The organism is Algoriphagus algorifonticola, from assembly GCF_007655305.1.
GTDB classification, from domain to species: domain Bacteria; phylum Bacteroidota; class Bacteroidia; order Cytophagales; family Cyclobacteriaceae; genus Algoriphagus; species Algoriphagus algorifonticola.
Genome location: NZ_VLOG01000037.1, coordinates 82,042 through 103,213 on the forward strand (window position 1 = coordinate 82,042; position 21,172 = coordinate 103,213).

A 21,172-nucleotide genomic window follows, 5' to 3' on the forward strand; every position below is an offset into this window, starting at 1 on the left:
TGAATTCCTCCGGCACTTTATATCCGATTACAATTAAGCACTGATGGCTAACCTTAAGGAAGTAAAGCAGCGAATCACCTCAGTAGTTTCTACTCAGCAGATTACCAAAGCTATGAAAATGGTTTCTGCTGCGAAACTCAGAAGAGCTCAGGACAAAATCGTTCAGATGCGTCCTTATTCTCAGAAGTTGACCAATATTCTCAACAATGTTTCTGCTTCACAAGATGGAGCAGCAGATATTGTTTTTGCTCAAAAGCGGGAAGTAAATAAGGTGTTGATTGTACCTGTGACTTCGGACAAAGGCTTGTGTGGTGCTTTCAATTCCAATGTAATCAAAGCAACCAATGCTGCGATTAAAGGACAATTTGCCGGCAAAGAAATCACCATCTTACCTTTGGGGAAAAAGGCTTACGAGAATTTTAAAAAGCGTGAGTTTTCAGTAATCAGCCAATTCTATCAGGTTTTTACTGATGTTTCTTTTGACAATGTCAGAGCTGCCGCTGAGTTTGCCATGAACGGTTATGTTGCAGGTGACTTTGATCAAGTAGTATTGGTTTACAATGAATTCAAAAATGTAGCTACTCAGATTATCCGAACCGAACAGTTTTTGCCAATGGCAAAAGAGGATAACGGAGAGGAAAAAGTAGCAGAAACAGATTATATCTTAGAACCATCCAGATCATATATTATTGAGGAATTGGTTCCTACATCTTTGAAGATTCAATTTTACAAAGCAGTCTTGGAAAGCAATGCTTCCGAGCATGGTGCTAGAATGACTGCTATGGATAAAGCAACTGAAAATGCCGGTGAATTGCTCAAGGAATTGAGATTGATGTATAACAGAACCCGTCAGGCGGCTATTACCAACGAGATCTTGGAGATCGTTGCAGGTGCCAATGCCTTAGGTGGGAAGTAATTACAATAGACCTAATTTTGAGACCACAACTCGTAAGGGTTGTGGTTTTTTATTTTTTCTTGAAAATGGTATCCAAGGAGTATTTCCCTCCTCCAAATGCCAATAAACCTAGAAATACCAAGCAGTATAAAAGTGGAAGCTCTTTCCTTCCAAATGGATCATCCCAGTGAGCGTAAAAAGCTGCTGTGAGCATCGTAATCATCAGAGGGATTGTTGCCAATCGAACTTTGATACCCAGGATAATCAATGCAGAACAAATCACTTCTGCGAAGATCGCCAAAGCCAAAGAGAAGGTTGGACCCAATCCGAAAGGATCTGCAAACTTTACTTCATCAGCCATGATTCTCTCTATTTTGGGGATTCCGTGGGTAAGCATCATGCCTCCTGCACCGAGACGGATGATTAATAAGACTAAATGATTTTCAATTCCTTTCATTTTTTGGGTAGATTAATTTTCAATGTGAATTAACAAAAAATTGAAAAATTGCATGGGCCACTGGTGGATTTTATGGTTTGATTAGCTAGTTAAATCTTCCAACTTCGAAGCCCCCAATCTCTATTGAATTATCTTTTTGCTGATGCAGTTCGGCTAAGAGTTTTCCTGTAGCAGGCGCCAAAGATATTCCCATCATTGAATGTCCACTTCCCACCAATACATTCGAATAAACAGGGGCAAAACCTATGTAGGGCAAACCATCCGGCGAGCAGGGTCTCAATCCTTTCCAGATGTTTTCTTCTTTGGGGAATTCAGCTTGAAAATCCGGGTAATAACGATTGATAGATTCAAAAATTCCTTTGACTCTATTCATATTGATAGATTGATTTGTTCCTGCAATTTCCATGGTACCCCCAAACCTGATCTGCTGTCCATAAGGACTGACTGCAACCTTCATTTCAGTGAGGATACTTGCATGTTTGATTTCAGGTTTGTTTTCTTGGAGAAAAGAATACCCTTTTCCACCCATCATGGGGAGTGAGAAGCCCAACATTTTAGCCAACTCACCGGACCAGGATCCTCCGCACAAAAGGATTTTCTCGGCAGGGATAGATCCCTTATCAGTAAGAACATGGGATACTTTTCCACCGGATTTTTCGAAGCCTAAAACTTGTGTATTAGCCAAGAATTGTACTCCTTTTTCTTCCAAATACATTTTCAAAAAGCTATACAAAGCACCAGGGTCTAAATGTGCATCTCCGGGAAAAAGAACAGCTCCCTTGGCCATTACTTCTAAGTTTGACTCTACATTCCTAATGTCTGATGGTGTCAATACCTCAGCTTCTAAGCCGTATTTTCTTGCAAGATGTGCAAATTCAACCTCTTCCTTTTCAACGGCTTCGGTTTGATAAATCATCATCAAGCCTTTTTCCTGTAATGCCAAATGTGCCTCAGGATGCTCATCTTTAAAATTCAGATAAAGCGCCTTACTGAGTAAGCTTAGGTTTTTCAGAAAAGGGATAGCTTTTTCTACCTGTTTTTGATTGGCAGATTTGAAAAATAACAAACACCATTGCAGGAGTTTGTAATCTAACCTGGGATGGATATAAAATGGACTCTTGGAGGAAAACATCCATGAAATTCCCTTTGTAATCATTCCCGGTGCTGCCAATGGGATAATATGGCTCGGAACAATCATTCCCGCATTGCCCGTAGAGCAATTATCTTTAAGGTCGGTGCGATCAATAATCGTTACCTCAACTCCCTCTTTTTGCAGAAAATAAGCGGAAAAGAGTCCCACAATTCCTCCGCCGATGATGATGGTTGATTTCATAATTAGAAGCTAGAAGCTAGAAACAAGAAGCAAGATCGCATAAAGTCTAATTTCTTGGCTCTCGCATCTTGACTCTTAAATAACTTGGAATCCATGTACATAAGGATCATCATCATCTAAAATGATGGTGTTGTATCCATAAACTTTTGCCCAGCCTTCAATACTGGGTACGATGGCTGGTTTTCCAGCAATACTGGTAACCTCTTCAATTCTGCCAATAAACTTGGACCCAATAAAGCTTTCATGAATAAATTCATCTCCAGGCTTCAACCAACCCTTCGCATACCACTGGGCCATTCTGGCTGAAGTGCCTGTACCGCATGGAGAGCGGTCAATAGCTTTATCTCCATAGAATACCGCATTTCTTGCGGTGCTGCTTTCTTCTAGGGTTTTTCCGGTCCAAAGAACATGAGAAAGCCCTCGGATTTGTTCGTGTTCGGGATGTATAAACTCATAGCGTTCATTCATTTTTTTTCGGAGATTTCTGGCCATTGAGATCAACTGTTCGGCCTTATAATGCTCCAAGCCATGAAAATTTTCCTGCGGATCTACGATGCAGTAAAAATTCCCGCCATAAGCTACATCCACCTTCAATTTGCCCAGTTCTTCAATTTCAACTTCCAAATCTTCCGCTGCCAGATAACTTTTGACATTGGTGAGTTTGACTGACTTCACTTTCTTGCCTTCCTGCTGATATTCGACCAAGACCAAACCGGCAGGAGCTTCCATTCTCAAGAATCCTGGAGTTTTGGGATAAATCAACCCCTCTTCTATAGCAATGGTGATCGTTCCTATCGTACCGTGCCCGCACATGGGGAGGCACCCGGAAGTTTCGATAAAGAGCACTGCCAAATCATTTTCGGGATTATGCGGAGGGAAAAGCATAGAGCCTGACATCATATCATGGCCCCTTGGTTCGAACATCAGTCCCCTGCGAATCCAGTCGTAATTTTCCAGAAAATATTGTCTTTTTTCCAACATGGAATTTCCATGAAGGAAAGGGATTCCACCTGAAACTACCCGGACAGGATTGCCACAAGTATGGGCATCGATACAGCTGAATGTGTGACGAGACATTAAATGAAATAAAAGGTTTAAAATTATATTGAAATACGGTGGAAATAAAATAGAAATATACCCTCCTTCGTCGGGTGAAATATATCATACCAAGGTTTCAGAAATACTAATTGAAAAGTATTTCGCCCAGCTTGCTGGGCATATTTCCACTGTATTTCTATTGTATCTTATTTTTTATACTCCCCATTCACCATTCTCCAGATTCCCAGTGGATTTCCATCTTTCAATGCATCAGGAAGCAATTCCTGTGGCATATCCTGGAAAGCAATTGGTCTTGCAAATCGTTTGATGGCATAAGCTCCAACTGAGGTGCCTCTAGCGTCTGTAGTGGATGGGTATGGTCCTCCATGTTGCATAGCAAATCCTACCTCAACTCCCGTTGGAACTCCTTTAAACAACAATCTTCCGCACTTTTCTTCCAGTAAATTCAACAAGAATAACTGATCTTGTAATTCATGATTTTCAGCCCAAATAGTAATGGTTAATTGACCATGGAGGTGTTTAGCAATTTCCAGTAATTCATCCTGATTTTCATATACCACCATCATAGCGAATGCACCAAAAACCTCCTTTTGGAAAACCAAATCTTTGAGCCAATCCGAAGCTTTGATCTCGGCTAAGGCAGTACTCCCATTGATCAGATGTTGAGGATCGGCTACTTTAACCCATCTCAATTCCTCTCTGGATTGTAAGTATTGTATAGAGTCGTAGTAGGCTTGAGCGATTCCAGGATGAAGCATGGGTGCTGAAGCGATATCATTTAATTCATCAGATATTGCCTTTTCAAAGGCTTTTGCCTGGGATTTTGGGACGAATATTAACCCGGGATTAGTGCAAAATTGCCCAACTCCCAAAGTTAGGGAGCCTACAAAAGCTTTTGCCAAAGGTTCCAGTTGATTTGCCAATTTTTCCTCAAAACAAAAAATAGGATTCACTGAGCCCATTTCTGCATAAACAGGGATAGGTTCCTCTCTTTGATTAGCTAGATCAAACAAGGCCTTTCCTCCCTTATGAGAACCTGTAAAACCTACAGCCTTGGCCAAAGGATGTTTGACTAATTCCTGACCGATGTCTATCCCTCCTTCCACATGGCTGAAAATCCCGGAAGGAAGGCTTGATTTCAGAATTGCTTGGTGAATACAATCTGCTACTTTTTTGGAAGTTTCTGGATGTGCTGGATGGGCCTTGTAAATAACAGGACAGCCTGCTGCCAGAGCAGATATAGTATCCCCTCCCGCTGTGGAGAAGGCTAAAGGGAAGTTACTAGCTCCGAACACTACCACCGGCCCTAAAGGGCTGAGCATTCTCCTGATATCAGCTTTGGGAAGTGGCTGTCTGTTTGGGTCTGCAGGATCCACGGTCGCTTCCAGCCAAGAGCCTTCTCTGACCAAACCAGCGAAAAGACGAATTTGGCCAACTGTTCTTCCTAATTCACCATTAATTCTACCCTCAGGTAAGTTGGATTCCTCTACGGCCAAGGGTACAATTTCCTCCCTATTGGCTTCAAGTGTTTCTGCAATAGTATCTAAAAAAGTAGCCTTTTCTTTTCCTGAGATATTCTTATAAAACAAAAAGGCTTCTTGGGCGGAGTTGAAAATCTGGTCTAAGTTCATGAGCTTAAAGTATGAAATCTGAAATAAATACCATGGAAACACCTTGAAATTTGCTTCATTTCGTAAATTATTTTTCCTTTTTTGAAACGCGAATTTCGAGGCAATTCTTGTTATAGATTTGGACGGTTTTGTATCCCGTCTAAAATGATTTTTTCTATCCTTGCTCTTTCTTCTCCTATCAAAGGCAGTCTAGGTGCGCGCACATGCTCAGAACCTATCCCGCAATGCTGTTCAGCTAGCTTAATATACTGAACTAGTTTCGGATGAATGTCCAGTTCCAATAAAGGTAAAAACCATTGATAAATTTTTCTGGCTTCCTTTATTTTACCCTCTTGAATCAAGTTATAAACAGCCACCGTTTCCTTTGGAAAAGCACAAACCAAACCGGCAACCCAGCCTACTGCACCCATCAGCAGCTCTTCCATTGCCAATGTATCTACCCCACATAGAATTTTGAATCGGTCCCCAAAACGATTATGCATACGGGTGACATTTGAGATATCTCTTGTAGATTCTTTGATTGCCTGGATATTTTCGCATTCTGCCAATTCTTCAAACATGTCCAGCGTTACCAAAGTCTTGTAATCTACCGGGTTGTTATAAATCATCATAGGCAAGCGGGTAGAATTGGCCACTGCCTTGAAATAGGTGACTACCTCTCTGGCATCTGCTGCATATCGCATGGGAGGTAGGATCATCAAGCCGGATGCTCCTAGCTTTTCTGCTTCTTTGGCCCAAGCTATGGCATCTCTGGTGGCTCCTTCGGCAATATTCAGGATCACTGGAACTTTCCCCCCAATGTATTGGACAGTTTCTTTTGTCAGCTGTATTTTTTCTTCTTGGGATAAAACAGAACTTTCTCCCAAAGTTCCTCCCAGAATAATTCCATGCACCCCGGATTCCAATTGGTAATCCAGATTTTTGAAGAATAAATCCATATCCAAGGATCCATCTTTGTGAAACTTGGTAGTGACTGCGGGGAAAACGCCTTTCCAATTCATAAGCTGTAATTATTTGATCTATGTAGGATCAAAGGTAGCTAAGAGCAAGTGGAAAGACTTTTACAGGATTAATCTATACTGATACTATATTGATTATATTTAAGATTATTAATTCACAATTGAATAATTTGATATTAATTTATGGATATCCGCTTTCTTACCAATATTGACAAAAATTCGGCTTCTTGTCTGCTGAAAAGATCAGAATCCGGAAGCTTCGGTCTTCGGTCTTCGGTCTTCCAACCTGTCAAGCAATGAAAATAAGGCAACTGGCATGATTGCGGATAATCAGATATTAATATTTCAATGTCAAAAGTAATTTCCTTTCAGATACCTAAATCCCAAAAGGAGTTTATCCGGTTTCAGCAAGATCGAGGAAATCATTTTTATGACAAGTTGCATCAACATCCTCAGCTCCAATTGACCTTAATTCTCGAAGGGAAAGGGCAGTTTTTAAGTGGGGATTTCGTGGGAAGGTTTGAGCCGGGAGATATCTTTTTTTTGGGAGAAAATGTACCACATGTATTTAGGAGTGATCCAGAATATTTTGAAGCGGATTCGAATTTAAAGTCTGCCGGGAATACCCTGTTTTTTGATTTTCAGGCTTTAGGGGATTCTATTTTGGAGGTAGAAGATTTGCAGGGACTGCGAAGCTTAAGCCAAACTAGGGGAGCTTGTTTTCATGTATCTGGGGCTTGTAGAGAAAGGTTAACTGTATTGATAGCGGAATTTGAAAGCTGCCGTGGACTGTTTAGATTTCAAAAGGGAATGGAAATATTAGCCGTCCTGGAGCAGGAAAAAGATGATCTTAAGCCTTTGAATCATGCAGAATTAAATTGGGGTTTATCAGAGAAAGATGGCAGTAGGATGGATCTAATTTTACGTTTTTTGCTGGAAAACAAAAACCGGACTATAAGGCTAGAGGAAGCAGCAAGTGTGGCATCGATGAGTAAGGAAGCTTTTTGTAGATTTTTCAAGTTGAGAACGAGAAAAACATTTACCCAATATCTCAATCAATTGAGAGTAAATGAAGCATTGAAGCTTTTGGAAGAAACGGAGCTGGGAATTGCTGAAATTGCCTTTCAGGTAGGGTTTGAAAATCTATCCTATTTCAATAGGGCTTTTAGAAAAATCCAAGGGGAGACACCTTCTTATTATAGGCGAAAAAGAAACTAAAAAGCCCTGAAATTTTCAGGGCTTTTTAAATCAGATCGTAATGGAAGTTGTATTATCATCCGGAATCCTATCAATCAACTTGTTGTAAGGATCAATTCCTGCTTTCACAGGTACTCCTCCTTTTACCTTTATAGTGATTGTGGATGCTCCAGGTTTGATTTTATGCTTTTGGATATAGAGTGGATTAACTCGGTTTCTTCCATTTTCATCCTTATCCTCTGCTGCAAATACCCCGATATCAATGTAATCAGCCTCGTATTCGGCTTTGGATTCTCTTCCTGTTTCGTCTGCATAAAGCTTTTGAGAGCGAATGTTTAGAGTGATTTCGTATTCGTTATCTCCCAACTTTTTGGTGCTCACAGATTCTGCTCTATTATCATATAAGGTGATCTTATTCCAGGTATCGTCTAGATAGTATTGAATGCTATCAGGAGTAACTGCTTTAAGATGTCTGTATAAATCCGAACTTCCCGGGAAAGGAGGGCTTTGCCTCAAACCAAACTCCTTATTGAAATTGTACAAAGCCGAATCCATTGCTTCCGCACCTATCAGGTCCCGTAAGCCATAAAGAATCAAGCTACCTTTGTTGTACCATTGATAAGGTCTGTTACAGTTGATGAAGACGTTCTCCTTCTTACTTTCATTTGATCGACCTCGCAAATAGTCGTCTAGTTCGTCTTTGAGGAATCGCTTCATATTGTCTTTCCCATATCTTCTTTCTGTGAGAATAAGTGCAGAAAATTCCGCCAAGGCCTCCGAGGTCAAATTGGAACCTCGGGTATAGTTGGGGGTAATTTGATGCCCCCACCACTGATGAGCCAACTCATGTGCAGTTACGTAATACACGTAATCGAAGTCATCGGGATTTTTGAAGTCGGCAACCCATCCAAAACTTTCGGAAAAGGGAACGGTATTCGGGAAGGACTGAGCAAATCCTGCGTAGCGAGGAAATTCCAATAATCTCATTTGCCTAAACTGGAAATTCCCATAAGTCTCCGAAAAATAGGTTAACCCATCTTTGTAAGCCTGAAGGAAACGGTCGAGATTGTAATCATGCTTTTTATCGTAAAAGATTTCAATATCTACTTTCTGACCATCCGGTAATTCAGCAACGTCTTTCAATACCTCATATTCTGCAGAAACAAAAGTAAAGAAGGCCTGAATGGGAGTATCCTGAATATAATGGAAATATCTTCGTCCGTTTTGTTCCCACTCCTTTTGCAAATAACCCGGAGCTACAGCAATCTGTGATGGGATGGTACTTACTACGGCTTCGAATTGAATGAAATCTGCATCATCCGCAAAAAGAAGAGTTCTTCTGCCCTGAGGATCATCGTGTGGTGGCAGATCTTCCGGTTTTTCGGGGAGCTCATATTTCCTTCTGTCTTCATCAGAAGAAATTTCCGCTTGTGAATTATAGCCTATTTCCGGAATACCCCCTGAGAAGAAAGTTCCGTTATAAACCAGTTCACGTCCATAGCCAGAATTAGGGAATCCCTGATTGGTTGCCTTACTGATAATGGTTAAGTTCAAAGTATCACCTGGCATCATAGTCTCCGGCAAAGCAGTAATTTTATACCATTCTCTTTCGGGTTTCCTGCCAAAAATCTGAAATAATCTCGGCTTGAATTCTAATGGAAAGCGATGAGTTAAGGTGTCTCCATTCAAAACTACCTTGAAATCATCCAAAGAAGTTGAGTTGAAATGAATAGAGTCTATTGGAGCTTCAGTTTTATTGACCAATTCCACCTCTGCTGAAAAGTATGCATCGCGTTCCAAAGGATAAAGATCTGCTTGAATAGTTACTTTCGTGTATTTGGGTTGAGGGATACCTTCATATTTCTTTAGCTGCTTTTCATAAGCTACTTGCCTTCTTGTTCCCTCTTCAGGAGTCAAATAGCCATTTTCATAAACGACAGTTTGATAGATATAGGCTCCTGATAAAATTGCCAAAAGGAGAAATGCGAAAGAGGCTCTTGGTGCCAGGCTAGAAAGTCTGGATTTGGCTGTTTTCCATCTGCTTTTGAAAGAGTTTTCAGTACCTCTTGAGAAGAAAATGCTGAAGAATAAAACCAAGAATATTCCCCAGGCAGTCCAGTATATATTGAACCAGAAAAGAGATTCACCAAAATGCCCCAAGCCATTCATGTCGCTCCAGGTATACCCTGGTTTATAGCTATAGAAAAACAGATTGAAATTATATTCTGCAAAGGTTCTCAGGATTAACATAACCAGCCAAATCCCAATAGCGGCTGCATGACCTGCAAACTTATTGTTGACAACCAAATGAACGGCAAACACCAACATGACCATTTGCAAATAATCCGGCAACCCAATTAAGTAAGAGTCGGTGAGATAGACTCCTAAATCGTAATTGAAATACCCTTTAAGGGTTTGAACAATGATGCCCACAAAAATTGGGATGGTAGTTAAAATCAAACAAATGAATGCCATTCCCAAAAACTTGGAGGCAATGACTACCGTGTCCTTCACAGGGAAAGTATCATTGATCACAGAGTAGCCTGTGGCTTTATCTCTGTGTAAACTTTCACCTGTGAAAAACACGATGATAATGAACACAAAGAGGTTGTAATCGAAAGTTTTATACTCCATCAAAAAGCTGGTTGATGGAAGGTTCGGCACAGAGTAAAGAGTAATCCCAATCCAAAAATCCAGTATCAGAAAAATCAATCCACCCAATAAGATGGATTTGAAATAAACATCTTTGGAAATATTTTGAATTTCGATTTTGGTCAGGGTTTTTAAACTGCTCCACTGATAAGCTTTGGAAAAGTCTGAGACTGACTCGATTTTTCCCTGAATAAATCCTTTTTCCTGAACTTCTTTCTCTTTGCTTTTTTTCTGAGAGGTTTGAAAAAAATAATTGAAGCTAAACCTAAAATAGGAGGCTACGAAAAACACCAAGCCTACCGCCATCCAAAGCAACCTGTTCAACAGTAGGTTTCCTTCAAGAGGAAGAAAATAGCTGTTTTGCTCAAAAGGAGTTAAGTAGCGAGTTTCATATGCAAAGGAGTTAAGACCAAAAGGGTCGATCAGCTGAACAATGTTTTTGTTCTCAATATCCTGAGCCAGAAAATTTGCTAACAGATAGGCGATAAAAATCACTATTCCTCCGGTATAAATGGAGCGGATATTTCGTGTGAAAATAATCAGTGAAAAGAATAAAGATCCTGCCAACCAAAGGTTTGGAACCAATAAGGTAAGCCAAGGCTGTAAATAATTCACCAAGGAATTTGGGCCATATCGCTCAACGTCAGTTCCGAATGCAGGACCCAAAAGGCTGCCCAGATAAACACCCAATAAGGCTCCTGAGGAAATGAATAATAAGGTCACAAATGAACCCCAAAATCTTCCCATGAAATAGCCGAATTTGGATATAGGGTAACTGAACATAAAAGTAGCTGTCTTATGCTCCAAATCCCTGTAAAGAGGCACTCCCATTACTGCTGACGCAATTAAAATCCCAAAAATTGAGATCAATAATAGCAGGTTGGCGATTACAATTGGGGCATTATGAAATACCTTTTCTGAAGCCGGAGTGTTCCCCGTACCAATTAAAATCAAGGCAACTACAAATAATAGAAGAAAATAAATCCAGGTTGCCGGTCTCGTAAATCTGTACTTTAATTCGAAAAGAAAGATGTCCTTAAACATAGCGCAAGATTAAATAGTGATAGGATCTACTTTTTTCGAAATAAAGCTGAAGTATACATCTTCCAAATCTGCCTGACTTGGTTCAAAACCATTTCCGGGAGCCGATTCACTTTCCACACGCAAGCTTAATTTGCCTTCAATAAGCTTGGTAGAGATCACATGGTAATCCTGGCGATATTGATCTAATTCACTTTTATCAATGGATTTTTTATAAATTTTTCCTTGGACCATTGCTAAGCCATCTTTTGGTTTTCCCTGCATCAGCAATTCTCCCATGCAAATGATGGCCATATTGGAACAAAGGGTGTTAACATCTTCGACTATGTGAGTAGAAAGAATTACGATAGTATTTTCTCCGATTTCGGAAAGTAAATTGTAAAAGCGGTTTCTTTCAGATGGATCCAAACCTGCTGTTGGTTCATCTACTATGATCAGACTCGGGTTCCCGACGAGTGCTTGTGCGATTCCAAAGCGCTGTCTCATACCTCCAGAGTAAGTTCCCAAGCCTTTCTTTCTATCCTTATATAAGTTTACCCTATTCAAAAGGGATGCTACCAGCTCCTTTCGCTCAGATTTATTTCCTATTCCCTTCATCTGCGCAATATGATCCAGCATAGTCTCAGCATTGATTCTAGGGTATAAGCCGAAATCCTGAGGGAGATATCCCAAGCGTTCCCTTACTGACTGTTTATCCTGAAGTACATCAATCCCATCCAGAGAAATGCTTCCTTCATCAGCATCCTGAAGAGTAGCTATCGTACGCATTAAGGTTGACTTTCCTGCTCCATTTGGACCTAATAATCCAAACATTCCCTGTGGGATGGTGAGTGAGATATCATTGAGAGCTTTCACTCCATTGGAGTAAGTTTTGGAGAGGTTTTGAATAATGAGTTCCATAAAAAGAGTTAGGGTTAAGTATAAAGGAATGTAAATTTTGGTTTAGTACGGGAAAACAATTTAATAATTTGATTTTTACTTTGTTGTAAGAATTTAGTATTGCAGATTATAATCCTTAGATGCATAAAAGTGAAGTATGGATGCAGTGATGGTAAAAAGTTTTTCTTACTAGCTTTATCTTGCACAATCAAACAAAGCACCCAAATGAATTTTAAACTCTGTGATTTAGCCTTTTTCGTTTTACTTCTTCTATCAGTTTCCTGTGCCAAACGCGAGTTTCTCAAAGAATCCGGTCAAGTGGAGGCGTTTGCCGAAATGGTGGCAGCGGATGTCAAGCCTTTGGCTTTAGGCCCTTTGATGTCTAAGGCAGAAATGGATCTTTTTATGCCCGAGGCTGAGAGATTAGCAGAGAAATATCAAATCAGTTTTTTCAGAGAATCGGATTTAATCAAAACGAAACTGTTTCCTCGGGATATAGCAGAAGGAAAAGAAGTTCTGATTTTGTACAAGGGAACGGCCTTATCAAACTATGAGGATTTGAAAAAGCGGCTAGCATCTACTTCAGATGAAAAAGAGATCAGGAACTTGAGTCGGCGTTTCGGTAGACTTTTGGGCTATCCCTCATCAAAAATAAATGATTTCTTGGCCGAAAATTCTGAATTCAGGGACTTGGAAGATTTTCAGATCCAGGGGCAGGAGTTGATCTGGTTCTATCAAGATTTGAATAGAGCAAAAGATTTCTATGCCGAAAAATTGGGCTTGAAGCTACTGGAGGAGAATGCAAATACCGCCATTTTTCAGATAGCAGGAGATTCCCGCTTGGTTCTGAAAAGTCTGGCCGATTCAGAATATTCAGGTCAAGAAGCTAAATCGGTGGCTTTGGCATTATTGACCGATAATTTAGAAGCTTGGTATGAGCATGTTCAGAAGGAAAATATTCCGGTGAAATATACACTCAAACAAAACCCGGAAGGGGCTCATGATGGATTTGTAGCGATTGGTCCGGAAGGCTATTTATTGGAGTTTGAAATGTTTCGGCAGCATCCTGAAAATGAAATTTTAATGCCCGAATTGCAGAGCTTGGAGCCTCAGTCAACCAAACTGGGGTCGAATTTGAATTTTTATGGTTCAGTCACTTGGCTTTATTACAAGGATATGCTTCCTATGGAGATTTTTATGACCGAAAAACTGGGCTTGAGATTGTCTGCAGATCAAGGTTGGGCTAAAATTTACCGAGTTTCGGAGAACAGTTATTTGGGATTGGTGGACGAAAAGCGGGGGATGAACAGTTTTGCCGAGGAGAAATTGGTGGAGGTGAAATTTGACTTGAAGAATGTGAAAGGTTGGGAGGAATACTTAGAAAAAACTTCTGCGGACTCTACTCGCATAAAGAATAATTTCAAAGACCTAGGCGGGTATTTATTTCGGTTTTAAAAACTGGAGAAATGAATTTGAACCACATAGGCACATAGTTCACATAGCCTAACTATTTAGACTTGAATAGCTTAGAAAGGATAAAGCTCATCATAATACTTATTTACAAACGTTTTTTGACCTTGGTGGAAAAGATTACTAACATTGAAATTTATCAAAAGCCCTTTTGGGACCTTAAGAAGGTTGATGTAATTAATTACTTGGGCATGGTGAATTGGTAATAATTCTGAAACAGACTTTATCTCCACTACAATTAGGTCTTCTACAAGAAAATCACACCTAAATTCAGTGTTGACCCTTTGCCCTTTGTATTCTACAGGGATTTGTAGTTCCTGACTAAATATAATTTCTTGATTTGCAAACTCTATTGCCAGACATTTTTGATAAACGCTTTCTAAAAGACCTGGGCCCAAGTGCCTATGCACTTCTATAGCAGCCCCAATAATCTTATAAGATAGATTGTCTAGCGTTTTTTTTGATAAGCCCATTGTTTTCTCTAAAAATTAGTAAGACAAAATATTTTCGCACCTAATCTTGAAAACTTAAAAATATGTTTTCTATGTGGCTATGTGGTTAAACTTAAATAGTAACCTTAGGGTTTATTTGGTATTTTAGACTTTGAACCACCAAGCTCAATTCTATTATGAAAAAAACACTCTTAGTTTTTCTATTTGTTTGCTTTACTTTTTGGGTGCAGGCCACAGAGTTAGCCAATATGATCACCACCTATCAAGCGGATAGGGGAGCGCTAGGGCGATTATATACTAATAGACTTTCGGATGAATATTTTGAACGCATGCAAGCATTCAATCAGGAATACTTGGATGCTTTACAAAGCTACAATTACGAGGCATTCTCTGAGGATGGTAAAATAGATTATGTGCTTTTCAGAAATTATCTAGAGACTCAGTTGGCAGAACTGCAACTGGAAAAAAGGGATTTTGATGCGATCAAAAATGTAGTGGTATTTGGCAGTCCTTTGCATGCATTCGTAGTGGATAGAAGAAGAGCCAAGCAACCCGATTCTCAAGCTTTGGCAGCAAGCTGGAACCAGGTAGCCAACCAAATTGATGCACAATTAAAGACTTTACCAACTACCTCCAAATACAATTCATGGCAAAAAGCGGATTTGGCTGCTTCCGCTGTGGAGAGCTTAAACCGCGTGGTAGGAGAGGCCTATAATTTTTACTTTGACTACGATCCGCAATTTACCTGGTGGATGTCGGAACCCTGGAAACGAGTGGATGCTTCGATGAAAGCCTATGCCAAAGCTTTAAGGGAACACTATACCAATTCTGTGAAAGATGATGGAAGTGGGATCATCGGAAAACCCATAGGGCGTGAAGCTCTGCTAAATCAATTGGCTTTTGAAATGATCGCTTATACTCCTGAGGAGTTGATTGCTGAAGCGGAAAAGCAATTTGCCTGGTGTGAAAAAGAAATGCTCAAAGCCTCCAATGAATTGGGTTTTGGGAATGACTGGAAAGCAGCCTTGGAGATGGTCAAAGAAACCTATTTGCCTGAAGGAGCTTGGCCGGAAGAAGTAGTAAGATTGGGCAATGAGGCAATTGACATCATGGAAAAAAATGATTGGATTACCGTGCCAGAATTGGCCAAAGAAACCTGGAGAACATCCATGATTTCTGCAGAAAGGCAGCGCGTAAGTCCCTTCTTTTTAGGGGGAGAGGTCATTCAGATTTCCTATCCTACCTCCGAAATGAGTCATGAGGAAAAAATGATGTCTATGCGTGGGAATAACCCACACTTTTCCAGAGCTACAGTTCAGCATGAATTAATTCCAGGACACCACTTGCAGCAATTTATGAATCAGCGCTACATGACTCACAGGCGTTTATTCCGAACTCCATTTTGGACGGAGGGATGGGCCTTGTATTGGGAATTTGTCCTATGGGATAGAGATTTTCCGAGAGATGCAAAAGATAAAGTGGGTATGCTCTTTTGGAGAATGCACCGTTGCGCCCGGATTATCTTTTCTCTCAACTATCATTTAGGAAAAATGACACCTCAGGAGTGTATAAACTTGCTGGTAAACCGGGTAGGACATGAATACGCCAATGCAGAGGCGGAGGTAAGAAGGTCTTTTGAAGGCAGCTACGGACCGCTTTATCAGATCGCTTATATGATTGGTGCTTTGGAGTTTTATTCCTTGAGAAAAGAGATGGTGGATTCCGGAAAAATGGATGAAAAGGCCTTTCATGACTTGATCATGCAGCAAAATACGATGCCTGTGGAAATTTTAAGAGCGAAAGTGACCGGAAAACCTCTTGACAAAAATCATAAAGCCAGTTGGAAGTTTTTGAATTGATTGTTAATTAAATCCTTTGAGGGTTGTGAGCATAAAAAAAGGAGGCTGAATGGCCTCCTTTTTTACTTTATGTCTTGCCTGATTATTTAATCTTAACCTTTGCTCCCATTTTGAGGGTGATAATGATTACTCCATTTTTGCCCTTGTCTCCGTACACTTCTGTGGCACTTTTATCTTTCAGCACAGTGATACTTTCAATATCATTAGGATTGATATCGAGCTGCTCCATTGAGGATTTTTCTAGGGTTCCTGAATCTGAATTGATGACAAAAAGGGGCTGGTCACTACTCGCTTCTCCAGCCACTACCACATTCACTTTCGAATTCGGAGAAAATCCAGAATAAGTACTATATGCAGACTGACCCGATCTAGTTTGTCCAGTACCACGAAGTCCACTAGCTATGGTTCCGCGTACAGAAGTTGCAGGCCTATTACTGGAATAGCCTACTACCCGAGTTTGTCCCATCTGTTTGATTTGCTCTTCTGTCAATTCGTTTTTGATGGCAACCAAAGAGCTGAGCTGCTTTTTCTTCAATTGATTTTCGAGCTGTAAAACAATGTCTAATTGCTTTGTAACAGCTAAGGCATCTACTTTAGGCAATTGAAGCATCTTTTCCAATTTGGAATTAGCTTCATCCAAGTCCCATTTAAGGGTAGAGAATTCTCCGGCATTTTCAGCATGGATTTTTTTGATCTTAGTGGCTTGGGCATCTGTCAGGTTGATTTTTTCTCTGACCTCCATGATTTGATCGGCCGAGTATAAATTCTTTTTGAAAATGTCCTGAGCCATCATGATAGAAGAAAGCAGGAAAAGGGGGACAATTAATAGGTTTTTCATAGGTAAGTTGGTTTAGCTTAGAATTCTGTTAGTAATGAGGAGGTGCTTGATTCCCAAACATCGATGTATGCCTTTTCTTCTATAATCAATGTTTGCTGCTGATTTTCATTCTCTTGAAGAGAAATGATGATTACCTCATTGGGAGCTTCTTTGGCAGGCTCTTGTTGATACCATAATAATCCTCCAACGAGTAAGGATGCAGCTATTCCCATTGGAAACCACCAATTAAAAGTACTCACCTTTGTTTCCGGGAATTCGGGAATAGGTAGGTTTTGATCTTGCTTTTTCATTTCAGAGAAAAAGTCTTCTATCAGTTGATCATTTTCCATGATATTCCAGTATATGGGATTTTAAGATTAATTCTTTGAGTTTCTTTTTTCCGCGCTCGTAGTGAGTCCGGGCCGTTCCAAGGCTAATTTGAAGGATTTCAGCACTTTCGGCAATGGTCATTTGGTGGTAAAAAACCGAAATAATGACTTCTTTCTGCATTGCTGGAAGTTGGCTGAGAATTGCCTCAAAATTCAATTCTTCAGTGTCATGAACTGGTTCTATAAAATCATCCTTTTCTCCTAAGGCTTGCAGTTTATTTCCTTTTCTCAATGAATCTATGCAAGTATATCGGATGATGGAAAAGAGCCAGGTTTTAGCCTTGGTAGCATCTTTTAGCTTAGCTTTTCCCTCCAGGATTTTGAGATAGGATTGCTGAAGCATGTCTTTGGCTAGCTCATCATCAAATTGACAGCAATGCCTTGCCCAGATGTAGGCTTCGCGATGATGAAGCTTCAAGATATGTTCGAGCTGTGATCGATTCATTTACATCCCTTAGTCGTCAAGTTTACGGGATATATGACAAGGCGGTCGAAGAAAAATGAAATTCACAATCTCAAGCTGGTTAGAGACACTTAATTTCTTTCCCGGACCCTAAAAAGATATGCTATGGTAAACTCGAGGTTGGTGGAGTTCATATCAAAGATTCTGTCCTGACTTTCAGGATTGGTGAAGTCATAAGAAAAACGAACTTCTCCTGAAATAGTGCTTTTTCCAAATAGTTTGGAAATACCTGCTCCACCGGTAAGTCCATACATTAATCTTTTTGGCTTATCATTGGCTCCTCCATAAGTGGGAATCACGGGTGTATTGGGATCGCTGATCTGTCTTTGAACTTCAGTGGCTTGCATTAAATAGCCAAAATGAGGCCCCATTTTGATTTGAAATCTTCCGCTTCTTCCGGCAAAAAAACTGGCTAATAATGGGAGTTTTAAGTATTCAAACTCCGTTCTGTTGGCTAGAATGGGTTCATCTTCTCCATTGACCTGCTGAAAGCCTAAAATGATCCACTGGATATTCAGCTCTATTCCAGCATTTTTTGAATTGAAATGCTCTACAACCAATGCAAAAGTGGGCTTACCTACACTCTCGGTGCTGATAGCCCGAAAATTTGCTGCAGGCCTGTATGAATAAGAGGAAGTCCCATAGCCCGCTCTAAACCCAACACTTGTTTGGGAGAATCCTACATGACTGAGAAAAATTAAAAAAGAAAACAGGATGAATTGACGCATGGGCAAAATTAAGGATTAACCGACCAAATAACTATTTGGAGTTGATGATGAAAGTTCCGGAAACTGGCTCTCCATTGATTCCAAGACCTCTCACTTCTACTCTCATTGGGCCGGCTATGTCATTGGTGAAAAAGGTGATTGTTACTTTTCCAGACTCATCGCTGACAAGGTAAGGGTTCCAGTAAAGTGTTTGTCTTTGATCTTTCCCGGTAAAATCTTTTTCTTGCTCATAATCCATGTAAAAGAAGGACTTGACAGGTTCATACCCTTCGATCACAAACTGGGATAAGCCTATTGAAGGGATCAAAGGGGATGAGATATTTTGATTTCCTTCTTTGAGATAAACAGCGATTACTCCATTTCTTCCTTGATCACCCAACATAGATACAGTTCTGGAAACGATCTCAATTCTATCAATATCATTGGGGTTGATACTTCTGAGGTTGTCTGCTGCTGTAGAACTTCCTGTACTAGCCATAATTGCGCCATTGATCATGACCAAGGGTTCCATGGAGCTACTTACAGAAGTAGCTCCGCCTCTCAAACGTATCTGCTGTCTTCCTGAGGCACCCTCTAGGGTTACCCGCATACCCGGAACATTCCCTGCCAAGCTATTGACTAAATCAGCAGAGTTTCCGGTTGCCATGATTTTGTCACCGCTTACCACATAGTCAGCATTTCCATAAATAGCCTCTGACTTGGCCGTTTTTTTATCTTCTACCAGCACGGGTTCCAATTCCTGTTCTCTTTCACCGAGAGCTATTTCCCGGATAGGTGTATCACTTTTTTCAATCGGAGGAAATATGCTGTTTGTGGGCAGAGTGACAGGTGCATTCAATTCCGGCTCTAGCTGAATATTGGAGATGTTCTTTCCTTTTTTGTCCTGAGCCTGAATTGCAATTTTCATAGGGCCGTAGAACTCCATTTCTTCCAAAGAAAAATCCCCATTTCGATCGGATTCCAAATCTACCAATCCTTCAAAATCATTGATGAAAACAGTTACCTGACTTTGTACTCCTTTTCCTTTTTCGTCCAGAACTTTTCCTTTTTGGGCGAGGGATTTTTCTACTGGATAGGAAAATCGATCAATTTTGATGCTCTCTGGAATCTCATCCAAGACTAAAGTCTGTTTGATTTTAGCAGGATCCTCCATAGGTGACACCAAATTTTGATCTAAAACTGATACCGATAAGTTGGCTTGAATTGGCTTTTGATTTTTATCGGTAAGAGTCAAAGTCAAGCTTACTTTTTCCCGAGGGCCATAGCTATTTTTAGGGGTATTGACCTGAACATATTCCGAGCCCAGAGTCAATTCCCCTTTAGCGTTAAGTCTTTCAAAAGGACCTAAAACAGGAAGGGTCTTGATGAAGTAATGATCTGGGCCATAGTTTTTATTCCAGTTGGTATAGGCTCGAAGGAAGTATTTTTCCTCCGATAAACTATCCGGTAGGTAAAAATTCCCCACTGCTACGCCATCAAAAATTTTGAATTTTTTTTCAATGACAAAGTCCCTAGTAGAATTCAATAACTCCACGTGCAAGACTTTGCTTAATTCCTCTTTCAGGTAGGGATTTCCATACTTAAAGTAAGCCTTGAAAAACACCTCATCTCCAGCATAGTAGTAAGGTTTATCCGTATGCAGGTAGACTTTTTCCTGAAAATTAGCTGCAGTTCTTTCTAAATTTTGAAGTTGTATGGCTTTCTCAGCGTCGTAATCTAAAGGTAGGAGGGTAGCGACTCGCTTTCTATCCATATCTCCGGAGAAAACCAGATCCTGTGGATTGAGAATTGATCCATTTTCCCGAACCCGAACTTTTCCTCCATTTACTTCCAGCCAGGATACCGGATATGGGGCGTCTTTGTAGGTGTTGATTTGTGTATATCCTTTTTGATAGTGAATCTCAATCCTGCCTTTCAGGTTAATCCAATATTCTCCTGGCTTGTCAGCGGGTACCACAAGTTGATCCGGTTTGTAAGGGATTACCGAGCGACCCAATTCGTTCGCAAAAATATCTGAGCGCATGTTGAGAGAAGGAGAACCTCCTGGCTTATCTCCATAAAGGAAAAAGCCTTCCCTTTCCTGCTCGCCATTGATCATAGCTCTGAACATGTTTTGAGGTGACTTTCTGTAGACGTCGGCACGGTTTTGTTCCCAAGTTTTGCGTTGCGTTTCCGACTCAGGCTTGATCTCCTCAAATCTTGCTGCCCCTGCTATTTTATAATTGGTAGGGGTATTAAAAAACTCCTTTAAGTCAAAGGTGATTTTATACCCGAGATAATTATTGTTGATTTCAAGTGGGAGCTGTGTGGAGGCTTGAAAGCTGTTTTTATCAGCGATCTCAGGAAAGTCTACCACCCAAGGATTTTCAATGATTGTCTGTGAAGCTATTGCATCATTACCCAAAAATAGGTTTTGAAATTTTCTCAAATCCCTTTCCCAACTTTTATCTCTTTTTGCTTTGATTTCTACATCTGAAAGCTCCGTTTCCAGGGCCTTCATACTCAGGTTAACCGTCAATGTCCCACCGGGATTCAAGCTGACTTTTTTGGTTTCGGCTTGATAGCCCAAAAAGGAAAAGCTCAGTTCCAAAGCCCCTGGCTCAAGGTTCTCCAATAAATAAGCACCACCCATATCCGTGACGGTGGAGATAGTGGTATTATTGATAAAAACATTGCAAAAAGGCAAAGTTTCTCCCGTGTCAGCATCTTTGACTATGCCTTTGATACTGCCTGTTTGGGAGTAGGTTAAGGAAGCATTTAGAATCAATAACAAAAATAGAATGAGTGGTTTTCCTGCTTTCATCTGATTTATCGAAACTATTAGGTAAAGTTTAAAAGTAATTAGTTTGTAGATAATTACCTCTAAATGAAATCAAAAAAAGCTCCAATTA

The 21,172-nt window shown here is 40.3% G+C and carries 17 protein-coding genes; 4 read left to right on the top strand and 13 right to left on the bottom strand.

Annotated features, from left to right (window positions below):
- The first annotated feature begins 43 nt into the window (after positions 1–43).
- On the top strand, positions 44–916 hold the full coding sequence (gene atpG / locus FL972_RS08025) for an ATP synthase F1 subunit gamma (RefSeq protein ID WP_144604606.1): 873 nt from the start codon (positions 44–46) through the stop codon (positions 914–916).
- Positions 917–965: 49 nt separating this feature from the next.
- Here atpG and FL972_RS08030 read toward each other — a convergent pair whose 3' ends face one another.
- The 5 genes from FL972_RS08030 to FL972_RS08050 form a co-directional block, all read right to left on the bottom strand.
- A complete protein-coding gene (locus FL972_RS08030) occupies positions 966–1,352 on the bottom strand; it encodes a DoxX family protein (RefSeq protein ID WP_144604608.1) in 387 nt (128 codons plus the stop codon).
- Positions 1,353–1,437: 85 nt separating this feature from the next.
- Complete coding sequence (locus FL972_RS08035) at positions 1,438–2,685, bottom strand: NAD(P)/FAD-dependent oxidoreductase (protein ID WP_144604610.1); 1,248 nt, start codon at positions 2,683–2,685, stop codon at positions 1,438–1,440.
- A gap of 75 nt (positions 2,686–2,760) precedes the next feature.
- Positions 2,761–3,762, bottom strand: coding sequence for a 4-hydroxyproline epimerase (locus FL972_RS08040; RefSeq protein WP_144604612.1), 1,002 nt, complete (start codon positions 3,760–3,762; stop codon positions 2,761–2,763).
- Between the two features lie 167 nt (positions 3,763–3,929).
- Positions 3,930–5,375 (bottom strand): aldehyde dehydrogenase (NADP(+)), encoded by a 1,446-nt coding sequence (locus FL972_RS08045; protein ID WP_144604614.1) that lies wholly within the window; start codon positions 5,373–5,375, stop codon positions 3,930–3,932.
- Between the two features lie 110 nt (positions 5,376–5,485).
- A complete protein-coding gene (locus tag FL972_RS08050; protein ID WP_144604615.1) occupies positions 5,486–6,376 on the bottom strand; it encodes a dihydrodipicolinate synthase family protein in 891 nt (296 codons plus the stop codon).
- A gap of 306 nt (positions 6,377–6,682) precedes the next feature.
- On the opposite strand from FL972_RS08050, the gene FL972_RS08055 reads away from it, so the two are divergent.
- A complete protein-coding gene (locus tag FL972_RS08055) occupies positions 6,683–7,552 on the top strand; it encodes an AraC family transcriptional regulator (protein ID WP_144604617.1) in 870 nt (289 codons plus the stop codon).
- A gap of 30 nt (positions 7,553–7,582) precedes the next feature.
- Here the strand turns inward: FL972_RS08055 and FL972_RS08060 are convergent, their stop codons facing one another.
- Positions 7,583–11,227: an ABC transporter permease/M1 family aminopeptidase gene (locus tag FL972_RS08060; RefSeq protein WP_144604619.1), complete on the bottom strand. Its 3,645-nt coding sequence runs from the start codon at positions 11,225–11,227 to the stop codon at positions 7,583–7,585.
- A 9-nt stretch (positions 11,228–11,236) separates the two neighbouring features.
- Positions 11,237–12,124 carry an ABC transporter ATP-binding protein gene (locus FL972_RS08065; protein ID WP_144604621.1) on the bottom strand — a complete coding sequence of 296 codons (888 nt, stop codon included), beginning with the start codon at positions 12,122–12,124 and terminating at the stop codon, positions 11,237–11,239.
- 204 nt (positions 12,125–12,328) lie between these two features.
- Here FL972_RS08065 and FL972_RS08070 point away from each other — a divergent pair, with 204 nt between their 5' ends.
- On the top strand, positions 12,329–13,558 hold the full coding sequence (locus tag FL972_RS08070) for a VOC family protein (protein WP_144604623.1): 1,230 nt from the start codon (positions 12,329–12,331) through the stop codon (positions 13,556–13,558).
- Between the two features lie 71 nt (positions 13,559–13,629).
- Here FL972_RS08070 and FL972_RS08075 read toward each other — a convergent pair whose 3' ends face one another.
- Positions 13,630–14,046: a GxxExxY protein gene (locus tag FL972_RS08075; RefSeq protein ID WP_144604625.1), complete on the bottom strand. Its 417-nt coding sequence runs from the start codon at positions 14,044–14,046 to the stop codon at positions 13,630–13,632.
- Between the two features lie 155 nt (positions 14,047–14,201).
- On the opposite strand from FL972_RS08075, the gene FL972_RS08080 reads away from it, so the two are divergent.
- Positions 14,202–15,884 carry a DUF885 family protein gene (locus FL972_RS08080; RefSeq protein WP_144604627.1) on the top strand — a complete coding sequence of 561 codons (1,683 nt, stop codon included), beginning with the start codon at positions 14,202–14,204 and terminating at the stop codon, positions 15,882–15,884.
- An 82-nt stretch (positions 15,885–15,966) separates the two neighbouring features.
- Here FL972_RS08080 and FL972_RS08085 read toward each other — a convergent pair whose 3' ends face one another.
- From FL972_RS08085 to FL972_RS08105, 5 genes are all read right to left on the bottom strand, one after another.
- A complete protein-coding gene (locus FL972_RS08085; protein WP_144604629.1) occupies positions 15,967–16,722 on the bottom strand; it encodes a Spy/CpxP family protein refolding chaperone in 756 nt (251 codons plus the stop codon).
- Between the two features lie 17 nt (positions 16,723–16,739).
- Positions 16,740–17,051, bottom strand: a complete 312-nt coding sequence (locus FL972_RS08090; RefSeq protein ID WP_144604631.1) for a hypothetical protein — start codon at positions 17,049–17,051, stop codon at positions 16,740–16,742.
- Positions 17,041–17,535, bottom strand: coding sequence for an RNA polymerase sigma factor (locus FL972_RS08095; RefSeq protein WP_144604633.1), 495 nt, complete (start codon positions 17,533–17,535; stop codon positions 17,041–17,043). The genes FL972_RS08090 and FL972_RS08095 overlap by 11 nt, the downstream gene beginning before the upstream one ends.
- Before the next feature lie 89 nt (positions 17,536–17,624).
- A complete protein-coding gene (locus tag FL972_RS08100) occupies positions 17,625–18,281 on the bottom strand; it encodes an outer membrane beta-barrel protein (protein WP_144604635.1) in 657 nt (218 codons plus the stop codon).
- Positions 18,282–18,312: 31 nt separating this feature from the next.
- Positions 18,313–21,084, bottom strand: coding sequence for a TonB-dependent receptor (locus FL972_RS08105; RefSeq protein WP_144604637.1), 2,772 nt, complete (start codon positions 21,082–21,084; stop codon positions 18,313–18,315).
- Positions 21,085–21,172 lie beyond the last annotated feature (88 nt).